The organism is Actinomycetes bacterium (genome assembly GCA_036000965.1).
Classification (GTDB): Bacteria; Actinomycetota; CALGFH01; order CALGFH01; family CALGFH01; genus DASYUT01.
Genome location: DASYUT010000043.1, coordinates 1 through 15,808 on the forward strand (window position 1 = coordinate 1; position 15,808 = coordinate 15,808).

At 71.7% G+C, this 15,808-nt stretch carries 14 protein-coding genes and 1 pseudogene; 10 read left to right on the forward strand and 5 right to left on the reverse strand.

The window, feature by feature from the left end:
- Positions 1-137: 137 nt before the first annotated feature.
- The 3 genes and pseudogenes from VG276_02515 to VG276_02525 all read right to left on the reverse strand — a co-directional run bounded on the left by VG276_02515 (position 138) and on the right by VG276_02525 (position 2,442).
- On the reverse strand, positions 138-1,397 hold the full coding sequence (locus tag VG276_02515; GenBank protein HEV8648283.1) for an arginine deiminase: 1,260 nt from the start codon (positions 1,395-1,397) through the stop codon (positions 138-140).
- Positions 1,398-1,443: 46 nt separating this feature from the next.
- Positions 1,444-1,649, reverse strand: a pseudogene (locus VG276_02520) (arginine-ornithine antiporter).
- Between the two features lie 76 nt (positions 1,650-1,725).
- Complete coding sequence (locus VG276_02525; protein ID HEV8648284.1) at positions 1,726-2,442, reverse strand: hypothetical protein; 717 nt, start codon at positions 2,440-2,442, stop codon at positions 1,726-1,728.
- A gap of 630 nt (positions 2,443-3,072) precedes the next feature.
- Here VG276_02525 and VG276_02530 point away from each other — a divergent pair.
- Entirely contained in the window at positions 3,073-3,513 is a 441-nt protein-coding gene (locus VG276_02530) for a VOC family protein (GenBank protein HEV8648285.1), read from the forward strand.
- A gap of 111 nt (positions 3,514-3,624) precedes the next feature.
- Here VG276_02530 and arcC read toward each other — a convergent pair whose 3' ends face one another.
- Positions 3,625-4,539 carry a carbamate kinase gene (gene arcC, locus VG276_02535; GenBank protein HEV8648286.1) on the reverse strand — a complete coding sequence of 305 codons (915 nt, stop codon included), beginning with the start codon at positions 4,537-4,539 and terminating at the stop codon, positions 3,625-3,627.
- 247 nt (positions 4,540-4,786) lie between these two features.
- Here arcC and VG276_02540 point away from each other — a divergent pair, with 247 nt between their 5' ends.
- Complete coding sequence (locus tag VG276_02540; GenBank protein ID HEV8648287.1) at positions 4,787-6,007, forward strand: allantoate amidohydrolase; 1,221 nt, start codon at positions 4,787-4,789, stop codon at positions 6,005-6,007.
- Between the two features lie 42 nt (positions 6,008-6,049).
- On the opposite strand, the gene VG276_02545 is transcribed toward VG276_02540, so the two are convergent.
- Positions 6,050-6,337: a hypothetical protein gene (locus VG276_02545; GenBank protein HEV8648288.1), complete on the reverse strand. Its 288-nt coding sequence runs from the start codon at positions 6,335-6,337 to the stop codon at positions 6,050-6,052.
- A 392-nt stretch (positions 6,338-6,729) separates the two neighbouring features.
- On the opposite strand from VG276_02545, the gene VG276_02550 reads away from it, so the two are divergent.
- The 8 genes from VG276_02550 to pucD all read left to right on the forward strand — a co-directional run bounded on the left by VG276_02550 (position 6,730) and on the right by pucD (position 15,807).
- On the forward strand, positions 6,730-7,887 hold the full coding sequence (locus VG276_02550) for an ATP-binding protein (protein ID HEV8648289.1): 1,158 nt from the start codon (positions 6,730-6,732) through the stop codon (positions 7,885-7,887).
- On the forward strand, positions 7,884-8,498 hold the full coding sequence (locus VG276_02555) for a response regulator transcription factor (GenBank protein HEV8648290.1): 615 nt from the start codon (positions 7,884-7,886) through the stop codon (positions 8,496-8,498). Before VG276_02550 ends, VG276_02555 begins: the two co-directional genes overlap by 4 nt.
- Positions 8,499-8,813: 315 nt before the next feature.
- Entirely contained in the window at positions 8,814-10,079 is a 1,266-nt protein-coding gene (locus VG276_02560) for an aldolase (GenBank protein HEV8648291.1), read from the forward strand.
- A 164-nt stretch (positions 10,080-10,243) separates the two neighbouring features.
- The gene (locus tag VG276_02565; protein ID HEV8648292.1) at positions 10,244-10,993 is read left to right on the forward strand and encodes an IclR family transcriptional regulator; all 750 of its coding nucleotides are present in this window, start codon (positions 10,244-10,246) and stop codon (positions 10,991-10,993) included.
- Between the two features lie 249 nt (positions 10,994-11,242).
- On the forward strand, positions 11,243-12,139 hold the full coding sequence (locus tag VG276_02570; GenBank protein ID HEV8648293.1) for a 2-hydroxy-3-oxopropionate reductase: 897 nt from the start codon (positions 11,243-11,245) through the stop codon (positions 12,137-12,139).
- Between the two features lie 11 nt (positions 12,140-12,150).
- Positions 12,151-12,990: an FAD binding domain-containing protein gene (locus VG276_02575; GenBank protein ID HEV8648294.1), complete on the forward strand. Its 840-nt coding sequence runs from the start codon at positions 12,151-12,153 to the stop codon at positions 12,988-12,990.
- Positions 12,987-13,502: a (2Fe-2S)-binding protein gene (locus VG276_02580; protein HEV8648295.1), complete on the forward strand. Its 516-nt coding sequence runs from the start codon at positions 12,987-12,989 to the stop codon at positions 13,500-13,502. Before VG276_02575 ends, VG276_02580 begins: the two co-directional genes overlap by 4 nt.
- Entirely contained in the window at positions 13,489-15,807 is a 2,319-nt protein-coding gene (pucD, locus tag VG276_02585) for a xanthine dehydrogenase subunit D (protein ID HEV8648296.1), read from the forward strand. Before VG276_02580 ends, pucD begins: the two co-directional genes overlap by 14 nt.
- The last annotated feature ends 1 nt before the right edge of the window (position 15,808 follow it).

A 15,808-nucleotide genomic window follows, 5' to 3' on the forward strand; every position in this document is an offset into this window, starting at 1 on the left:
TCTAGGAGGTTGAACAGCTGCCGGGCGACGAAGCGCTGCAGGCACCGCCGGATCGCACGGGGCGTGTTGCCGTCGGCGACGCGTCGGGTGGCGTCGGCGCGGGTCGTTGGGTCGCCCAGGCTCAGGTCAATACAGCTCTAGAAGTCCACGGCGTCGCGGATGAGTGGGCAGGTCATGCAGTGGCCCCCTCCCCGACCGCGGCCAAGCTCGGCCCCGACGATCGTGATGACCTCGACTCCCGCCTTGCGCAGCAGGGTGTTGGTCAGGGTGTTGCGGTCGTAGGTGCAGACCACGCCGGGCTCGAGGGCGACGGCGTTGTTGCCGCTGTCCCACTGCTGGCGCTCGGACGCGTACACGTCGCCTCCGGTCTCGACGACCCGCAGCTGGGGGAGGCCGAGCGCCTCGGCGACCACGTCGACGAACTTCTTGGAGCCCTCGTCGGTGACCTCGACCCCGGGCGCCCGATCGCTCGGCCGCAGGGAGAAGGCGTGAACGCCGTCGACGATGTTGGCGTACAGCGTGGCAATGTCCCGGTCGGCGAAGGTGAACACGGTGTCCAGGTGCATCGCGGCGCGCAGCTTCGGCATGCCGGCAACCACGACGCGCTCGGCGGCGCCCTGCTCGAACAGGGCCACCGCGACCTGGGTGATCGCCTGGCGCGAGGTGCGCTCGCTCATGCCCATCAGCACGACGCGGTTGCCGACGGGCATGATGTCGCCGCCCTCCAACGTCGCCAGCCCCCAGTCCCGCTCGGGGTCGCCCCACCACACGGTGGAGCCGACGAGGTCGGGGTGGAACTCGTAGATCGCCTTCATCAGCAGCGTCTCGTCGTGCCGTGCCGGCCAGTACAGCGGGTTCAGCGTCACGCCACCATAGAGCCAGCAGGTCGTGTCGCGGGTGTACAGGGTGTTGGGCAGCGGCGGCATGAGGTACTCGCGGACACCGGTCGACTCGCGGGCGAGTGCGACGTAGCCGGAGCGGAAGTCGTCGGGAAGCTCGGAGGTGGCCAGCCCACCGATCAGGTACTCCGCGAGCTGGCGCGGCTCGAGCGTCTCCAGGTATGCGCGGGTGTCGTCGATCAGGCCGACCCCGACCTGGTTGGCGACGATCTTCCGGTCCAGCAGCCACGACCTCGCCTCGGGGATCGCCACCGTCTGCGCAAGCAGGTCGTGCAGCTCGAGGACGTCGACTCCGCGCGTGCGCAGCTTGTCGACGAAGTCGGCGTGGTCGCGCTGGGCGTTCTCGACCCACATCACGTCGTCGAACAACAGGTCCTCGGCGTTGCTGGGCGTGAGCCGATGGTGGGCCAACCCGGGCGCGCAGACGAGGACCTTCCGCAGCCTGCCGACCTCGGAGTGCACGCCGTAGGTCGAGCTGACGGTGTTCTGGCTGGTCATGTGTACCTCGCTTCGAGTTGGACGCGTGTCCCGGCACGGAGGCTAGGATCGAGATCCAGCGGGTCGCGAGGGCGACGACGCCGACGATCGAGACGGCCAGGATGACGAGCTCGGCGGGCGAGAACAGCCGCCTGCGCTGCTCGCGGCGGGCCGTCACGAACAGGATGCCGGCCGGCGCGTAGATGATGAACGACACGAGGATGAACTTCGGTCCGGCGGCGACTGCAGGAACGCGGCGCAGACGGTTGCCAGCGCCCCCCCACCACGAGCTCGCGGCTCCAGCCCTCGCGCTTCTCCGCGTACTCGGCTGTTGCGCAAGGGTCGATGATTAGAGTCGCCGGGCGATGGTGGCCGCGAGGTTCGTCGCCTTGGCGCCCAGGTCGCTCTTGCCGGAGGAGTACAGGACCGACACGACCGCCTTTCCGACCCGGACTGCGGCCAAGGTCGTGCCGCCCTGCCACACCGGGGAGGTCAAGACCGCCTTGACGCTGTCGTCGCCGACCCTTGGGCCGGCCTTGGCGACGACCTTGACGGTGGTGGGGGTTCCGGAGGTGGTCGTCTTGAACTTGGCGCAGACCGCAAACAGCTTCCGCAGGTTGGCCATGACCTTCTGGGCGTCGGTGCCCCGGAACGAGTCGATCACCGCATCGACCTCGTCGCCGTAGCTGTCGGTGAAGCCGGTCTGCGCGAAGGACGCCGGCGGGCCGATCCCGGCACCCTCGGCCCAGACGTTAGTGTCCAGCTTCCTACAGGCCGAGCTTCTCGGCGTGGTGGCCGTGGACCGCGGGCCGAACACGTCCCCGGAATCCCTGACGACGGCCGGGGAGACCTTGAACCCGGCCGGGAGGTCCTTGGTGGTCAGCAGGACGGCCTTCAGCTGGGTTCCGTTCTTCAGGCCCGCGTTGGGATCGGCCGAGCTCGGAGGCGTGGGGCTCGGCGCGGCGGTGGTCGAACCTGGCTGCCCCGGCTGAGCGGTCGATGAGCAACCCGCAAGCAAGACGACAACCGCTACCACACCGATGACCAGCTCAACCGTGCGGCGCACGATGGTTCCCCCTGACAGCTCCGGGTTGAGCCGGACGGCGTCGCCGTCCGGATACACCCGGTCGCAAGTGATGTCAAGCAGTCGTTGACCCCGAACGGGCTGGTCGTGCCGCTTCGACCAGGCATCCACCTGGTGGCGGCGCGGCAGCCCACCCTGCCGGACTCCGTGGGGATCCCGAGCCGTAGACACCAGACTTCGATCTGGTGCCCCAGGTCCTCGGGCTTGCCTTGCTCGGTCAACGACGCGGTCAACGTGCTGCCTTGCGCTACCAGTGCCTGCATTAACAGCTGGCGTTCCTGAGCTGGGCTGCCCTACCAGGACGACGGTGGCTTGCCGGCCGCCCCCAGGCTACGGATCTGGTGACACGAGCAACCAGGGTCGCCCACCACCCGCGGAGGCAACCCGGGTGCACCGGACCCGGGCCGGGGAGTAGCCCAAGGCCGTCGCGCGGCCGCTCCGCTGACCAAGAAAGCCGCATCCGGCGCCGGGTTCGCGCTTGCGGGCGCGGCGATCACCCGCGCGGTCGATTCCGGCGCCCTCCATGGACCGTCCCATCGACGGCGCTTTCCTGGTCCGGCGTCCGGCCGCATCATGGGCCCGCCACCCGCTGTCGACACGAGGAGGCGCTCGATGGCAGTCCCGCTGTCGCTCGGCCCGGTCCACCACCTTCGCCTCACCGTCACCGACGTCGAACGGTCCCGGGCGTTCTACACCGAACTGCTCGGGTTCCAGATCGCCATGGACGCCCCGCCCTCCGCCGACGATCCCCACCACGACCTGACCGTGGACCTGCTGCAGGACGGCATCGTCATGGTCAACGGCGACCTGCTCATCGGGCTGCGCCCGGTGGACACCGAGCGGACCAACGACCGCTTCGACCCGTTCCGCTGCGGCCTTGACCACCTCAGCTTCAGCGTGGCCGGCAAGGCCGACCTGGAGGCGGCAGTGCAGGCCTTCGAGGAGCGTGGCGTGGAGCACAGCGGCATCCATGACCTGCCGCCGTTCGGCATCGCGGTGCTGCCGTTCAAGGACCCCGACGGGGTGGCGCTGGAGCTCACCGCCCCGCTGTAGCTGTGCGGGCCGCAGCCACCACATACGTAGATCGAGGACATCCTCGGCCCGGCAGCCAGGGATAGCGAGGCGCTACGCGTCCACCATCCCTCCATTCCCGCGGCACGGCGATCACGGGGCGACCACCCGGGTCCCCGCGTTGCCGTCCACGATCGCCTCGATCTCGGCCAGGCCACCGATCGCGGCCTGCTTGCCCGTGCCTTCGACGAACCGGACAGCTGCCTCGACCTTCGGGGCCATCGACCCGGCGGCGAATGCCAGCTTGCGCAGCTCGTTCGGTGTCACCCGCTCCAGCCGGCGCTGCTCGGGGGTGCCCCAGCCGGCGTAGACACCGTCGACGTCGGTCGCCATGACGAACAAGTCGGCCCCGACCTCCCGGGCGAGCAGCTGACTCGCAAGGTCCTTGTCGATCACGGCCTCGACCCCGACGAGGGTGCGTTCGGCGTCCGGCGCATACATCGTCGGGACCCCGCCCCCGCCCGCGCAGATCACGATGACGTCCTTGTCGAGGAGCCAGCGGATCGGCCGGATCTCGAAGATGCGTTTGGGTTCGGGCGACGGGACCACCCGCCGCCAGCGATCCCCGTCCGGCTTGAAGACCCACCCCTTCTCGCTGGCCAGCTTGTCGGCCTGCGGCTTGGTGTAGACGGGCCCGACGAACTTCGTCGGGTTGCCGAACGCCGGATCCGACGGCTCGACCTCGACCATCGTGAGGATGGTCGCGAACGGCACCTCGACGGGCAGCAGGTTGCCGAGCTCCTGCTCGAGGACGTACCCGATCATGCCTTCGGTCTGCGCGCCGAGCACGTCCAAGGGATAGGCCTCGACCTCTGCGAAGGCGGCGCCCTGGAGCGCCAGCAACCCCACCTGCGGTCCGTTGCCATGCGACAGCACCAGCTGGTGGTTGCGCGCCACCGACGCAAGCGCGCGGGCGGCCGTCTTCACGTTGCCACGCTGCACGTCGGCGGTCATCGGCTCGCCCCGCTTCAGCAGCGCGTTGCCTCCCAGCGCCACGACCACTCTCATCGGATCCTCCGATCAATCGCCAAGGGGCCACCATCACGGCCTTGATGGCACGCATCCGGTTCTCGGCCTGGTCGACCTGGGTGCTCAATTGGCCCCGATCGTGGTCCTGATCACCCTTGCTCGAGCCGTTCGATCTGCCTCAGTACAGGGAGGGACCTCCACTCCGCTGAGGTTCGGCGACGCCCTCGGCCTCAATGCAAAGTCCCCGCCCCGCCAGTGGCGCCCGCCGAGACGGTATCGTCCGGCCATGGAACTGCGCGACGAGTTCGAGCGCTGCTTCGCCGGGCTGGCGGCGATCGGGCGCGACGGGGCCGGCGGCTGGACGCGGCTGGCCTGGACCGTTGAGGACCGGGCGGCGCGGGGCTGGTTCGCGGCCGAGGCGGCCGCCCGCGGCCTGGACGTGGAGCAGGACCGGGCCGGCAACCTGTGGGCCTGGTGGGGCGGGCGCGGGCCGGGCGCCCTGGCGGTCGGGAGCCACCTGGACACGGTGCCGCGTGGCGGGGCCTTCGACGGCGCCCTCGGGGTGGTCGGCGGGCTGCTCGCGGTCGGCGCGCTCGCCCGCGGCGGCGCCGTCCCCCGGTGGCCGGTGGCGGTGGTCGCGTTCGCCGACGAGGAGGGCGGCCGCTTCGGGATGGCGACGTTCGGCAGCCGGGTCCTCGCCGGCACCCTCGACCCGGCCGCCGTGCTGGAGCGGACCGGCACGGACGGGGTCACCCTGGCCGAGGCGCTGCGGGCCGCCGGGCTGGACCCGGCCGCGCTCGGGCCCGACCCGGCCCGGCTGGCCCGCCTGGCCGCCGCAGTCGAGCTGCACGTGGAGCAGGGCCGCTGGCTGGTCGACCACGACGCCCCGCTCGGCCTGGCCAGCGGGATCTGGCCCCACGGCCGCTGGCGGCTCGACCTGGCCGGCGAGGCCAACCACGCCGGCACGACCAGGCTGGAGGACCGCCACGACCCGGTGCTCGGCCTGGCGGAGGCCGCGCTGGCGGCCCGGGCGGCGGCCGCGCGGCACGGGGCGGTCGCCACGGTCGGCCGGCTGGAGGTGGAGCCGAACTCGACCAACAGCGTCGCCGCGCGCGTCCGCGCCTGGCTGGACGTGCGCGCCGCCGACGCCGCCACCCTTGACCGGGTGCTCGCCGAGGTCGGCGGGGTGCTCGACCGGGCCGCCGAGGGGCACGGGCTGGCCGTCGAGGTCGCCTGCGAGTCGCGCAGCCCGGCGGTCGCCTTCGACCGCGCCCTGACCGACCGGCTGGCCGCCTGCCTGCGCGGCCGCGGGCTGGACCCGGTCGAGCTGCCCACCGCGGCCGGCCACGACGCCGGCGTCCTGGCCGCCGCCGTGCCGAGCGCGATGCTGTTCGTCCGCAACCCAACCGGGGTGAGCCACAGCCCGGCCGAGCACGCCGAGCTGAGCGACTGCCTGGCCGGCGTGGAGGCGCTGGCCGCCATCGTCGAGGAGCTGGCATGCCGGTAGCATCCAAGCGGCGCGCGATGTGGGCTCGGCGCTGCGACCTTGTCAGGAACTCAGGTCGAGTAGCTCGCGGAGCAGCGCGAGAAGCCTGAACCAGGTCTTGGAATCGGGGACGGCGGTCAGCGTGATGGTCACGTGATCGGCGTCGGCGCACACGTCGATCGCAGCCAGGGTTGGCCCGGCGTTTGGCGATCGAAGTCCGATTGCCGCTGCCTCTTCCCCGTCCACGACCCGCAGCCCGACAGCGAGCGCCGCCTGCTCGAGCCCAGCTTGCAGCAGCGGCACTCCTGCGACGACACGAGCAGCCGTTGGGGCGTCTTTGGCCTCGGGCATCTGTCGATCATGGTGAGGCTCGCGCAGCCAGCCAAGGGCAGAACTACCCCACTTCGCAGGTGCTCAGCTGAGGCCGCTCCACGTCGAGCTGGCCAACGTGGCGCCAGATGGTACGGCTTGGCAGGGCTATGCATGGATAGCCGGATCGGCGCTCTTCCCTTAGGCTCTCGGTCTCTGCCAGCAAGATGAGAGCGCGGACGAGCATGCTTTGTTCCACAGGTCCTGGCACGTGATCCGCAATGGCGCGATCCGCACGTAGTCGGACCTGGTCCAGCGTCACCCGGCACAGGCGGAGCCGGCTCGCAGGGCAGCATCGGCGTCCTGCGGAGACCGGCGATCACCCAGCGACGGTAGGGCCGGCGTCCTCGGCCGGTGATGCGTCGTCGACCGGGGTGGCGGGCGCCGACGAGCTGGTCCGGCGGACGCTGAGCTGGTTCGCGGTGGCCGCGCTCGCCTACCGGGTAGCGATCACTCCGATCCTGGTGGCCGGCGCGCTCGGCAACCTCGGGACCGACATCCCTCGTTCCCTCCTGGCCGGCCTGGCCGTGGTGCTGACCGGCGATCTGGTACTGCTGGTCGGCGTCAGCATGGGCCGCTTCCGCGGGCTGCTGCGGTCGCCCGCATTCCTGGCCGTCGACCTCGCGGTCGCCACTGGCCTGAACCTCTGGGCGACGTCGACGCTGCAGCACGGCACGTTCCTGTGGACCGGTCGGGACATCGTCTGGGGCTACGGCCTGGGGGTGATCAGCTTCTGGACCGCCCTGCGAGGAGCCAGGACCGGCGCTGCGATCCTTGCCGGCGGGGTCGCCCTGCACCTGCTGATGGCCAGACTCAACCATGCGGTCTTCGACTTCGACGGCTGGATGACCTTCGTGGCCCGCATCGCCTGGCTGGCGCTGGCGTTCGGGTTGGCCCTGGTGATCGTCGCGCTGGCCCGCCAGGGGGCCCGGGCGGCCGTCGGCGAGGGACTGCGGGCCGGACGGGAAGGTGAGCGGGCCCGCCTGCTCCGCGAGACCCATGACACGGTCCTACAGACCCTGGAGGCGATCGCCCTACGCGCCGGCGCGGACGACGGCATGCCCGCCGAGCGCCTACGGGAGATCCGAGCCACCGCGCTGCAGCAGGCGACCGAACTGCGCGGGGTCCTGCATGAGGACAGCGCACGCCAGGGCGGGCTCACCGGCGGCCTGCACGCGCTCACCGAGGAGTTCCTGCACCGCGGCCTGCACACCGAGCTGGTGACCGGTGGGCTGGACCGCGATCCCCCTCCGGCCGTGGCGACCGCCCTGATCGGGGCGACGCGCGAGGCGCTAACCAACGTGGCAAAGCACGCCGACGCTGGCCGGGCGGTGGTGCGGGCGGTGTCACGGCCGGACGGGGTGGAGGTCATCGTCCGCGACCACGGCCGCGGGTTCGACCTCGAAACCGAGCACCACGGCTTCGGAGTCGAGCGGTCGATCACCAGCCGCATGCACGAGGTGGGCGGCCGGGCCGAGCTGTGGTCGGCCCCAGGACGCGGGACACGGGTGACGCTGTGGGGGCCGAGATGATCAGGGTGGCAGTCGTCGAGGACCATCCGATCTTCCGCAAGGGACTGGTCCACGTGATCGACGCCGCACCGGACCTCCGGCTGACCGGTGCGAGCCGGTCGGTCGAGGAACTGGACGCCCAAGGCGAGGCACAGGCCGAGGTCGTGCTGCTGGACCTGCACCTGCCCGGACTCAGCGGGGCGGCGGCCGTCACCCATCTGTGCGCCCGCGGCCAGTCCGTTCTGGTGGTGTCCGCCTCGGAGGCACCCGCCGACGTCATCGAAGCGATCGGGGCCGGCGCCCGAGGCTACCTCACCAAGCAGGCCGAGGAGTCCGAGATCGTCCGGGCGATTCGCGCCGTCGCGGAGCAACGTACCTATGTCTCGGCGACGCTCGCCTCCTACCTGCTCCAGGCGCCCATCAGGATCACCGAGCGAGAGCGGGAGATCCTCGAGCTGGTCGCCGGCGGCGAGACCGACCAGGACATCGCGAAGTTGCTGCAGCTCAGCGTCCGTACCGTCCACTCCCACCTGGACCGCATCCGCAACAAGACCGGCTCGCGCCGGCGGGCAGACCTGACCCGCTTCGCCCTCGAACGCGGGATTGCGCCCCGCTTCCCCAAAGAGGGGTAGTTCGACCCCGGCCGGGTTGGGCACTTCTCCGCCTTGGCAGGGAGTCGGCCCAGCGGGACCATCCAGGGCGGCCGAGCCCCCTGGCGAGGATTCGGGGGGTCCCCATCGGGGCTCGCCAGTGAGGGCTCGGCCGTCATCGCATGCACGGTCGGCGCGGGCGGTGACTTGTGGTGGGCTCGCCGTCGGACATGAGACGGGGTACGGTGTGCCCGCAGAACGGAAACTACATTTCACGGCGGAGCCGACCTCGCTGCCCTCACAGACGAAGGGATGGGTCCACGAGGGCGGCCGCTGTGGCCGTTGCGAGGAGTCCCCGTGGCCGCAGCCCTTCCGCGTCTCGGCGTGGACGTTCTGGACGACCTCGACCGACGACTGGCGCCGGCAGACGCCGACCTTGCCGCCCGCTATCCCGGAGACGCGGGCGGCCGCCAACCGGTGCACACCGTGTACGTCCCTGCCGACCTCATGACTTCCGGGCTCACTGCCGACTGGGGCGCGCAAGCACGGGCGGCACTCGACCAGCACGCCGCCAGCGCGCCGGCGCTGGCCGAGGCCACCGGAGTCGACGCGACGCTGGTCGCGCGTGTGTTCCCCAGAGTGTTGGACAAGCTCGCGCGGGAGCCTATCGAGGACCTGCGCCTCGACTTCGAGGACGGGTACGGAGCCCGGCCGGACGAGCAGGAGGACCACGACGCCCTGGCCGTGGCTCGGGCCCTGGCCACGGAGATCGAAGCAGGGACGTCGCCGCCCTCTGTGGGGCTGCGGATCAAGTGCCTGGAGGCCGCGACCCGGCGCCGAGGGCTGCGAACGCTGGACCTCTTCCTGAGCGGGCTGCTCGCCCACGCCGCGCTGCCCGACGGGTTCGTCGTCACCCTGCCGAAGGTGACCGACGTGCGTCAGGTCGAGGCCATGGCCGTGGTCTGCGGCCTACTGGAGCAGGCGCACGGCATGCCCGCGCGCCGACTGAGGTTCGAGATCCAGGTCGAGACGCCGCAGTCGGTCCTGGCCGCCGACGGGACCGCCGCCGTGGCCAGGATGATCCATGTGGCGGACGGCCGCTGCTCCGGCCTGCACTACGGCACCTACGACTACAGCGCCGCCTGCGGGATCGCTGCGGCCTACCAGAGCATGGAGCACCCTGTGGCCGATCACGCGAAGGCGGTCATGCAGGTGGCCGCGGCCGCGACCGGCGTCCGCCTGTCCGACGGGTCCACCAACGTGCTGCCGGTCGGCGACACCCAGGCGGTGCACGCGGCGTGGCGGCTGCACGCCCGCCTGGTCCGCCGGTCCCTGGTGCGCGGCTACTGGCAGGGCTGGGACATGCACCCGGCCCAGCTGCCCACCCGCTACCTGGCGACCTACGCCTTCTTCCGGGAGGGTCTGCCGGCGGCGGCGGCCCGGCTGCGGGCGTATGCCGAACGCACCGCCGGCGGCGTGCTCGACGAGCCGGCCACGGCACAGGCGCTGGCCGGGTTCGTGGCCCGTGGCCTCGACTGCCAGGCGTTGGACGCGACCGAGGTCCAGGAGCTCACCGGGCTGGACCACACGGTAATCGACCGCTATGCGAGGCGAACTGGCTGAGGGTGTGGCGGTGCCGGCCGAGGAGCGCCATAGTGGTCATCCGTGCCCGTCACCCGGATGCCGTTTCCACACCGTGGGCAGGATTGGGGAATCCGTAGCTCCAACGCACGGGTCGTTCGAACAGGAGGCCGGTCATCGCCACCGCTGAGAGGACCACAGGCGGCGTGCAGTCGGTGGAGCGCGCCCTATCCCTGCTCGAGAGCCTCGCCGACCTGGGACAGGAGCAGGAGGTCGGCGTGAGCGAGCTGCGCACCGTGACGGGACTGCCCTTTGGCACCATTCACCGGTTGCTCGGCACGCTCGTGCTGCACGGCTACGCCCGGCAGAATCCGGAGACCCACAAGTACACACTTGGCCCACGCCTGCTGCGCCTCGGTGACGCGGCCGGGCGCCACTTCGGCGGGTGGGCACGTCCCTTCCTCACCGAGCTGATGGAGGTCAGCGGTGAGTCGGCCAACCTGGTCATGCTGGACGGCGACCATGCCGTCTATGTCGCGCAGGTGGCCTCTCGCAAGCACAATGTCCGGATGTTCACCGAGGTGGGACGCCGAGTACTGCCGCACTCGACCGCGGTCGGCAAGGTCCTGCTCGCCTTCCGCCCGCGGCCTGCGATGGAGGCACTGCTGGACCGAACCGGTCTGCCGCCGCGCACACCGCGGACCATCGTCGACCGGAACAAGTTCCTCGCCGAGCTCGACGTGGTCGCGCGTCAGGGATACGCGGTCGACGACGGTGAGGAGGAGATCGGCGTCCGCTGTCTGGCGGTGCCGGTGTTCGGCGTCGGGGACAGCGTAGCCGCCGTGTCGGTCTCCGCGCCCGAAGGACGCCTTCGTCGGGATGACTACGAGCGCCTGCTGCCAGAGATGATGCGCATCTCAGCAGCGATGACAGGCAGCCTCGTCGCCGCGTCCTGAACCGGTCTGCACGCGGCGGCTCGCGGCCAGGCTGCAGCTGTCCACGAAGGCTTGACGGGGCGTCCGACTCGGGGTACGTTCCACCCACGCAGTGGGTAAACTTTCCCGCATTACGGAAAGCGCTAGGGAGCGACCCGCCGTCCGAGAGGAGTTCTCCGGTCGGCGAAGACCTTCGCGCCGCTGGACCAGCAGCGGGTTGGGCATGCACGGGTTGGGCATGCAGAAGTTGCTGAACGAGGAGGGCCGCCGATGACGGCGATCGGGTTCATCGGCCTCGGCGTGATGGGCAGACCCATGGCCGAGCACCTGGTCCGCGCCGGCCACGAGCTCACCGTCCACAACCGTTCCGAGGAACCAGTGCGCGCCCTGGTCGCGGCGGGCGCGAAGGCGGGCGGCTCGGCGGCCGACGTGACGGCCGGCGCCGACGTCGTCATCACCATGGTGCCCGACTCCCCCGACGTCGAGGACGTGGTGCTCGGCGACGACGGCGTCCTTTCGGCCGCGCGCGACGGGCTCCTGCTGATCGACATGAGCACGATCCGGCCCGACACGGCCCGCCTGGTGGGCGACGCGGCGCGGGCCCGCGGGGTGCGGTTCCTCGACGCCCCGGTGAGCGGCGGCGAGGTCGGCGCCGTGGAGGCGACCCTCTCGATCATGGTCGGCGGCGCCGCCGAGGACTTCGACGCCGCCCTGCCCGTCCTCGAGGTACTGGGCAAGACGGTCGTGCACGTCGGGCCGGTCGGCTCCGGTCAAACCGTGAAGGCCGCCAACCAGCTCATCGTCGCCGGCGTGATCGAGCTGGTCAGCGAGGCGATCGTGCTGCTGGAAGCCCACGGGGTCGACATGGCGCCGGCCATCAAGGTGCTGGCAGGCGGGCTGGCCGGCAACCAGATCCTGGAGCGCAAGGCCGCCGGGATGCTGGCCCGCAAGTTCGACCCTGGCTTCCGCATCGACCTGCACCACAAGGACATGCAGATCGTCCAGGCGGCGGCCCGCGACGCCGGTGTGGCCATTCCGGTGACGGCGCTGGTCGCCCAGATGCTGGTTGCGCTGCGCAGCCTGGACCGCGGCTCGCTCGACCACAGCGCCATCCTGACGCTGATCGCCGACCTGTCCGGCCGCGGCGGTCCCCGTCCCACCGCCTGATAGGGGTCGACATGCTGGTTGCCCGCCCCACGACACTGGCCGAGGTCTTCGACGCGCTCGACGAGCTGCCTGACGCGCACCTGCTGGCCGGCGGCACCGACCTGATGGTGGAGGTGAACTTCGGCCACCGGCGTCCGCCGTCCGTGGTCGCGCTGCGCCGCGTCGAGGAGCTGCGAGGCTACGACGTGCTCGACGACGAGGTCGTGCTCCGCGCTGGAACCACCTGGACGGAGGTCGAGAACGACCTGGTAGACGTCCTTCCCGGGCTGGCGGCGGCCGCCCGGACGGTGGGCTCGCCCCAGATGCGCAACGCCGGCACCGTAGGCGGGAACGTCGGCACCGCCAGCCCGGCGGGCGACGGGCTGCCGGTGCTCGGCGCGATGGACGCCACCATCGTGCTCGCCAGCCGCGGCGGCGACCGCCGGCTGCCGCTGGCCGAGTTCATCACCGGGGTCAAGCGCACCGCGATCCAGCCGGGCGAGGTCATCCGGGAGGTCCGGGTGCCCCGCCTCGACGGTCCACAGCAGTTCCTCAAGGTGGGCACCCGCAACGCGATGGTGATCTCGATCGTGGTCTGCGGCCTGGTCGTCGACCGGGCCGGCCGCAGCGTGCGGCTCGGCCTCGGCTCGGTGTCGCCGCGGCCGCTGCGGGCCACCGCCGCCGAGGAGTTCATCGCCGGTGAGATCGACTGGGACGCCATGACCGCCCCGCCGGACGCGGTGGCCAGGTTCGGCCAGCTGGCCCGCGATGCCGCCACCCCCATCTCCGACCAGCGCGGCACGGCCGAGTTCCGCCGGCACGCCGTCGGAGTGGTCGCCACCCGAGCACTGCAGAGGAGCCTCGCCGCATGAGCGTGCAACCGGCCGCCCCGGACGCCCAGCCCACCGAGAGCTACCGCCTGTCGGTCAACGGCAAGGACCGGGAGGTCGCCGACGCCTGGATCGGCGAGAGCCTGCTCTACGTGCTCAGGGAGCGCCTCGCCCTCCCCGGCGCCAAGAACGCCTGCGAGCAGGGCGAGTGCGGCTCCTGCTCGGTGATGCTCGACGGCACCCTGGTGGCCTCCTGCTGCGTGATGGCCGCCGACGCGGTCGGCAGCGACGTCCGCACTGTCGAGGGCCTGAGCCCCGAGGGCGAGCTGACCGACGTCCAGCGGGCCTTCTTCGAGCAGGGTGCCGTGCAGTGCGGCTTCTGCATCCCCGGGATGATCGTGGCCATGCACGACCTGCTGGACCGCCGGCCCGACGCCGACGAGCTGGCGCTGCGCGAGGCCCTCTCCGGCAACCTGTGCCGCTGCACCGGATACGGCAGGATCTTCGCCGCCTTCCACGCCGTCAAGGAGGAGCGCGCCCGTGCCAGCACCTAGCCTGCCAAGCACCTTCACGCGCACGCGCCGGGCTCCCGGCCTGGGCGAGAGCGTCCTGCGGCCGGACGCCCCGGCCAAGACCAAGGGCGAGTTCGCCTTCTCCTCCGACCTGTGGACGGAGGGCATGGTCTGGGGCGCGACCCTGCGCAGCCCCCACCCATACGCCCGCATCCGGGTGATGGACACCGCCCCGGCCCTCGCCATCCCGGGCGTGCACGCGGTGATCACCAACGACGACCTGTGGGGCAGCCGGACCTACGGCCTGGAGCACCACGACCAGCCGGTGTTCGCCGACGGGGTGGTGCGGTTCCACGGCGAGCCGGTCGCCGCCGTCGCCGCCGACCACCCCGAGATCGCCCGCCGGGCCGCCGACGCGATCGTGGTGGACTACGAGGTCCTCGCCCCGGTCGTCGACCCCGAGGCGGCCATGGTCGGCGAGGCCATCCACCCCGCCGGCAACCTGTTCAGGCACCTGAGGGTCCGCTTCGGAGACCCGGACGCCCAGGGTGAGGTGGTCGTCGAGGGCGACTACGAGGTCGGCATGCAGGACCAGGCGTTCCTCGGCCCGGAGTCCGGCCTGGCCGTGCCGAGCGAGGACGGCGGCGTCGAGCTGTACGTCGCCACCCAGTGGCTGCACGTCGACCGCGACCAGATCGCCGCCTGCCTGAACCTGCCAAGGGAGAAGGTGCGGCTCACCCTCGCCGGGACCGGCGGCGCCTTCGGCGGCCGCGAGGACCTGTCCATGCAGATCCACGCCTGCCTGCTGGCCCTGGTCACGCGCAAGCCGGTCAAGATGGTGTACAGCCGCGAGGAGTCGTTCTTCGGCCACGTCCATCGCCACCCTGCCCGGCTCTGGTACCGCCACCACGCCTCCCGCGACGGGCGGCTGGTCAACGTCGAATGCCGAATGGTGTTCGACGGCGGCGCGTACACCTCGTCGTCGACGGCGGTGATCTCCAATGCCTCCGCCTTCGCCCCCGGCCCCTACTTCACCCCGAACGCGAAAGTCGACGGCTTCGCCGTGCGCACCAACAACCCGCCGTGCGGCGCGATGCGCGGCTTCGGCGCGGTGCAGACCTCCTTCGCCGCCGAGGCGCAGATGGACAAGCTGGCCGCGGCCCTCGGGATCGACCCGGTCGAGCTGCGCCTGCGCAACGCGCTGAAGACCCACGACCAGCTGATCACCGGGCAGGTGATCACCGGCACCGCCCCGGTCGCCGAGTGCATCGTCGCCTGCCGCGACCTGCCGATGCCGGAGCCACTGTCGGCCGACGCGCCGGTGATGTCGCTGCCGGGAGGTGCCGGGCTGACCGCCCTGCATGGCGACGTGCGGCGCGGCGTCGGCTTCGCGGTCGGGTTCAAGAACCTGGCCTTCTCCGAGGGGTTCGACGACTACTCCACCGCGCGGGTGCGCCTGGAGCTCGGCCCGGGCGGCGAGCCGGTGGCCACGGTGCACGTCGCCACCGCCGAGGTCGGCCAGGGGTTCGTCACCATCGGCCAGCAGATCGCCCGCGCCGAGCTGGGCGTGACCGAGGTCGTCGTCCACCCCGCCGACACCCAGGTCGGCTCCGCCGGCTCCACCAGCGCCTCGCGCCAGACGATGATGTCCGGCGGCGCGGTGCAAATGGCCTGCTCGGCCGTTCGCGAGGTGATCCTCGAGCGGGCGGCCCTCGACCTGCACCTGGCGCCGGCGGACATGGTGCTGGAAGAGGGCGAGCTGGTGACCAAGGACGGCGCCGCCAGCGTGTCGCTGGCCGACGCGCTGCGCGCCGGCCCGATCGAGGCGACCCGCGAGTTCCACCACGCCCCGACGGAGCCGCTCGACGAGAACGGCCAGGGCAACGCGCACTGGTCCCTGGCGTTCGCCGCGCACCGCGCGGTGGTCGACGTCGACCCGGAACTCGGGCTGGTGCGCGTCGTCCAGGTGGCCACCGCCCAGGACATCGGGCGGGCGCTGAACCCCTTGGCCGTCACCGGCCAGATCGAGGGCGGCATCGCGCAGGGCGTCGGGCTCGCCGTGATGGAGGAGATCATCGTCGAGGAGGGACGGGTCAGGAACCCGTCGTTCACCGACTACCTGCTCCCGACCGCCCTGGACATGCCACCGGTGGTGCAGACCTGGATCGAGCAGCCCGAGCGGGGAGCGCCGTACGGGGCCAAGGGCGTCGGCGAGCCGCCGACCATCTCCTCGACCGGGGCGGTGGTGGCCGCCATCCGGCAGGCGACCAACCTGCCGCTGAACCGGATCCCGGTGCGGCCGGACGACATCGCGCTGTCCCCGGAGGCAGCCGCCCGACTAGCGTGAG

Bases quoted from the DNA above. Each gene is read 5' to 3' on its own strand.
- VG276_02515 (HEV8648283.1), bottom strand. From the start codon at position 1,397: ATGACCAGCCAGAACACCGTCAGCTCGACCTACGGCGTGCACTCCGAG.
- VG276_02530 (HEV8648285.1), top strand. From the start codon at position 3,073: ATGGCAGTCCCGCTGTCGCTCGGCCCGGTCCACCACCTTCGCCTCACC.
- arcC (HEV8648286.1), bottom strand. From the start codon at position 4,539: ATGAGAGTGGTCGTGGCGCTGGGAGGCAACGCGCTGCTGAAGCGGGGC.
- VG276_02540 (HEV8648287.1), top strand. From the start codon at position 4,787: ATGGAACTGCGCGACGAGTTCGAGCGCTGCTTCGCCGGGCTGGCGGCG.
- VG276_02545 (HEV8648288.1), bottom strand. From the start codon at position 6,337: ATGCCCGAGGCCAAAGACGCCCCAACGGCTGCTCGTGTCGTCGCAGGA.
- VG276_02555 (HEV8648290.1), top strand. From the start codon at position 7,884: ATGATCAGGGTGGCAGTCGTCGAGGACCATCCGATCTTCCGCAAGGGA.
- VG276_02570 (HEV8648293.1), top strand. From the start codon at position 11,243: ATGACGGCGATCGGGTTCATCGGCCTCGGCGTGATGGGCAGACCCATG.
- VG276_02575 (HEV8648294.1), top strand. From the start codon at position 12,151: ATGCTGGTTGCCCGCCCCACGACACTGGCCGAGGTCTTCGACGCGCTC.
- VG276_02580 (HEV8648295.1), top strand. From the start codon at position 12,987: ATGAGCGTGCAACCGGCCGCCCCGGACGCCCAGCCCACCGAGAGCTAC.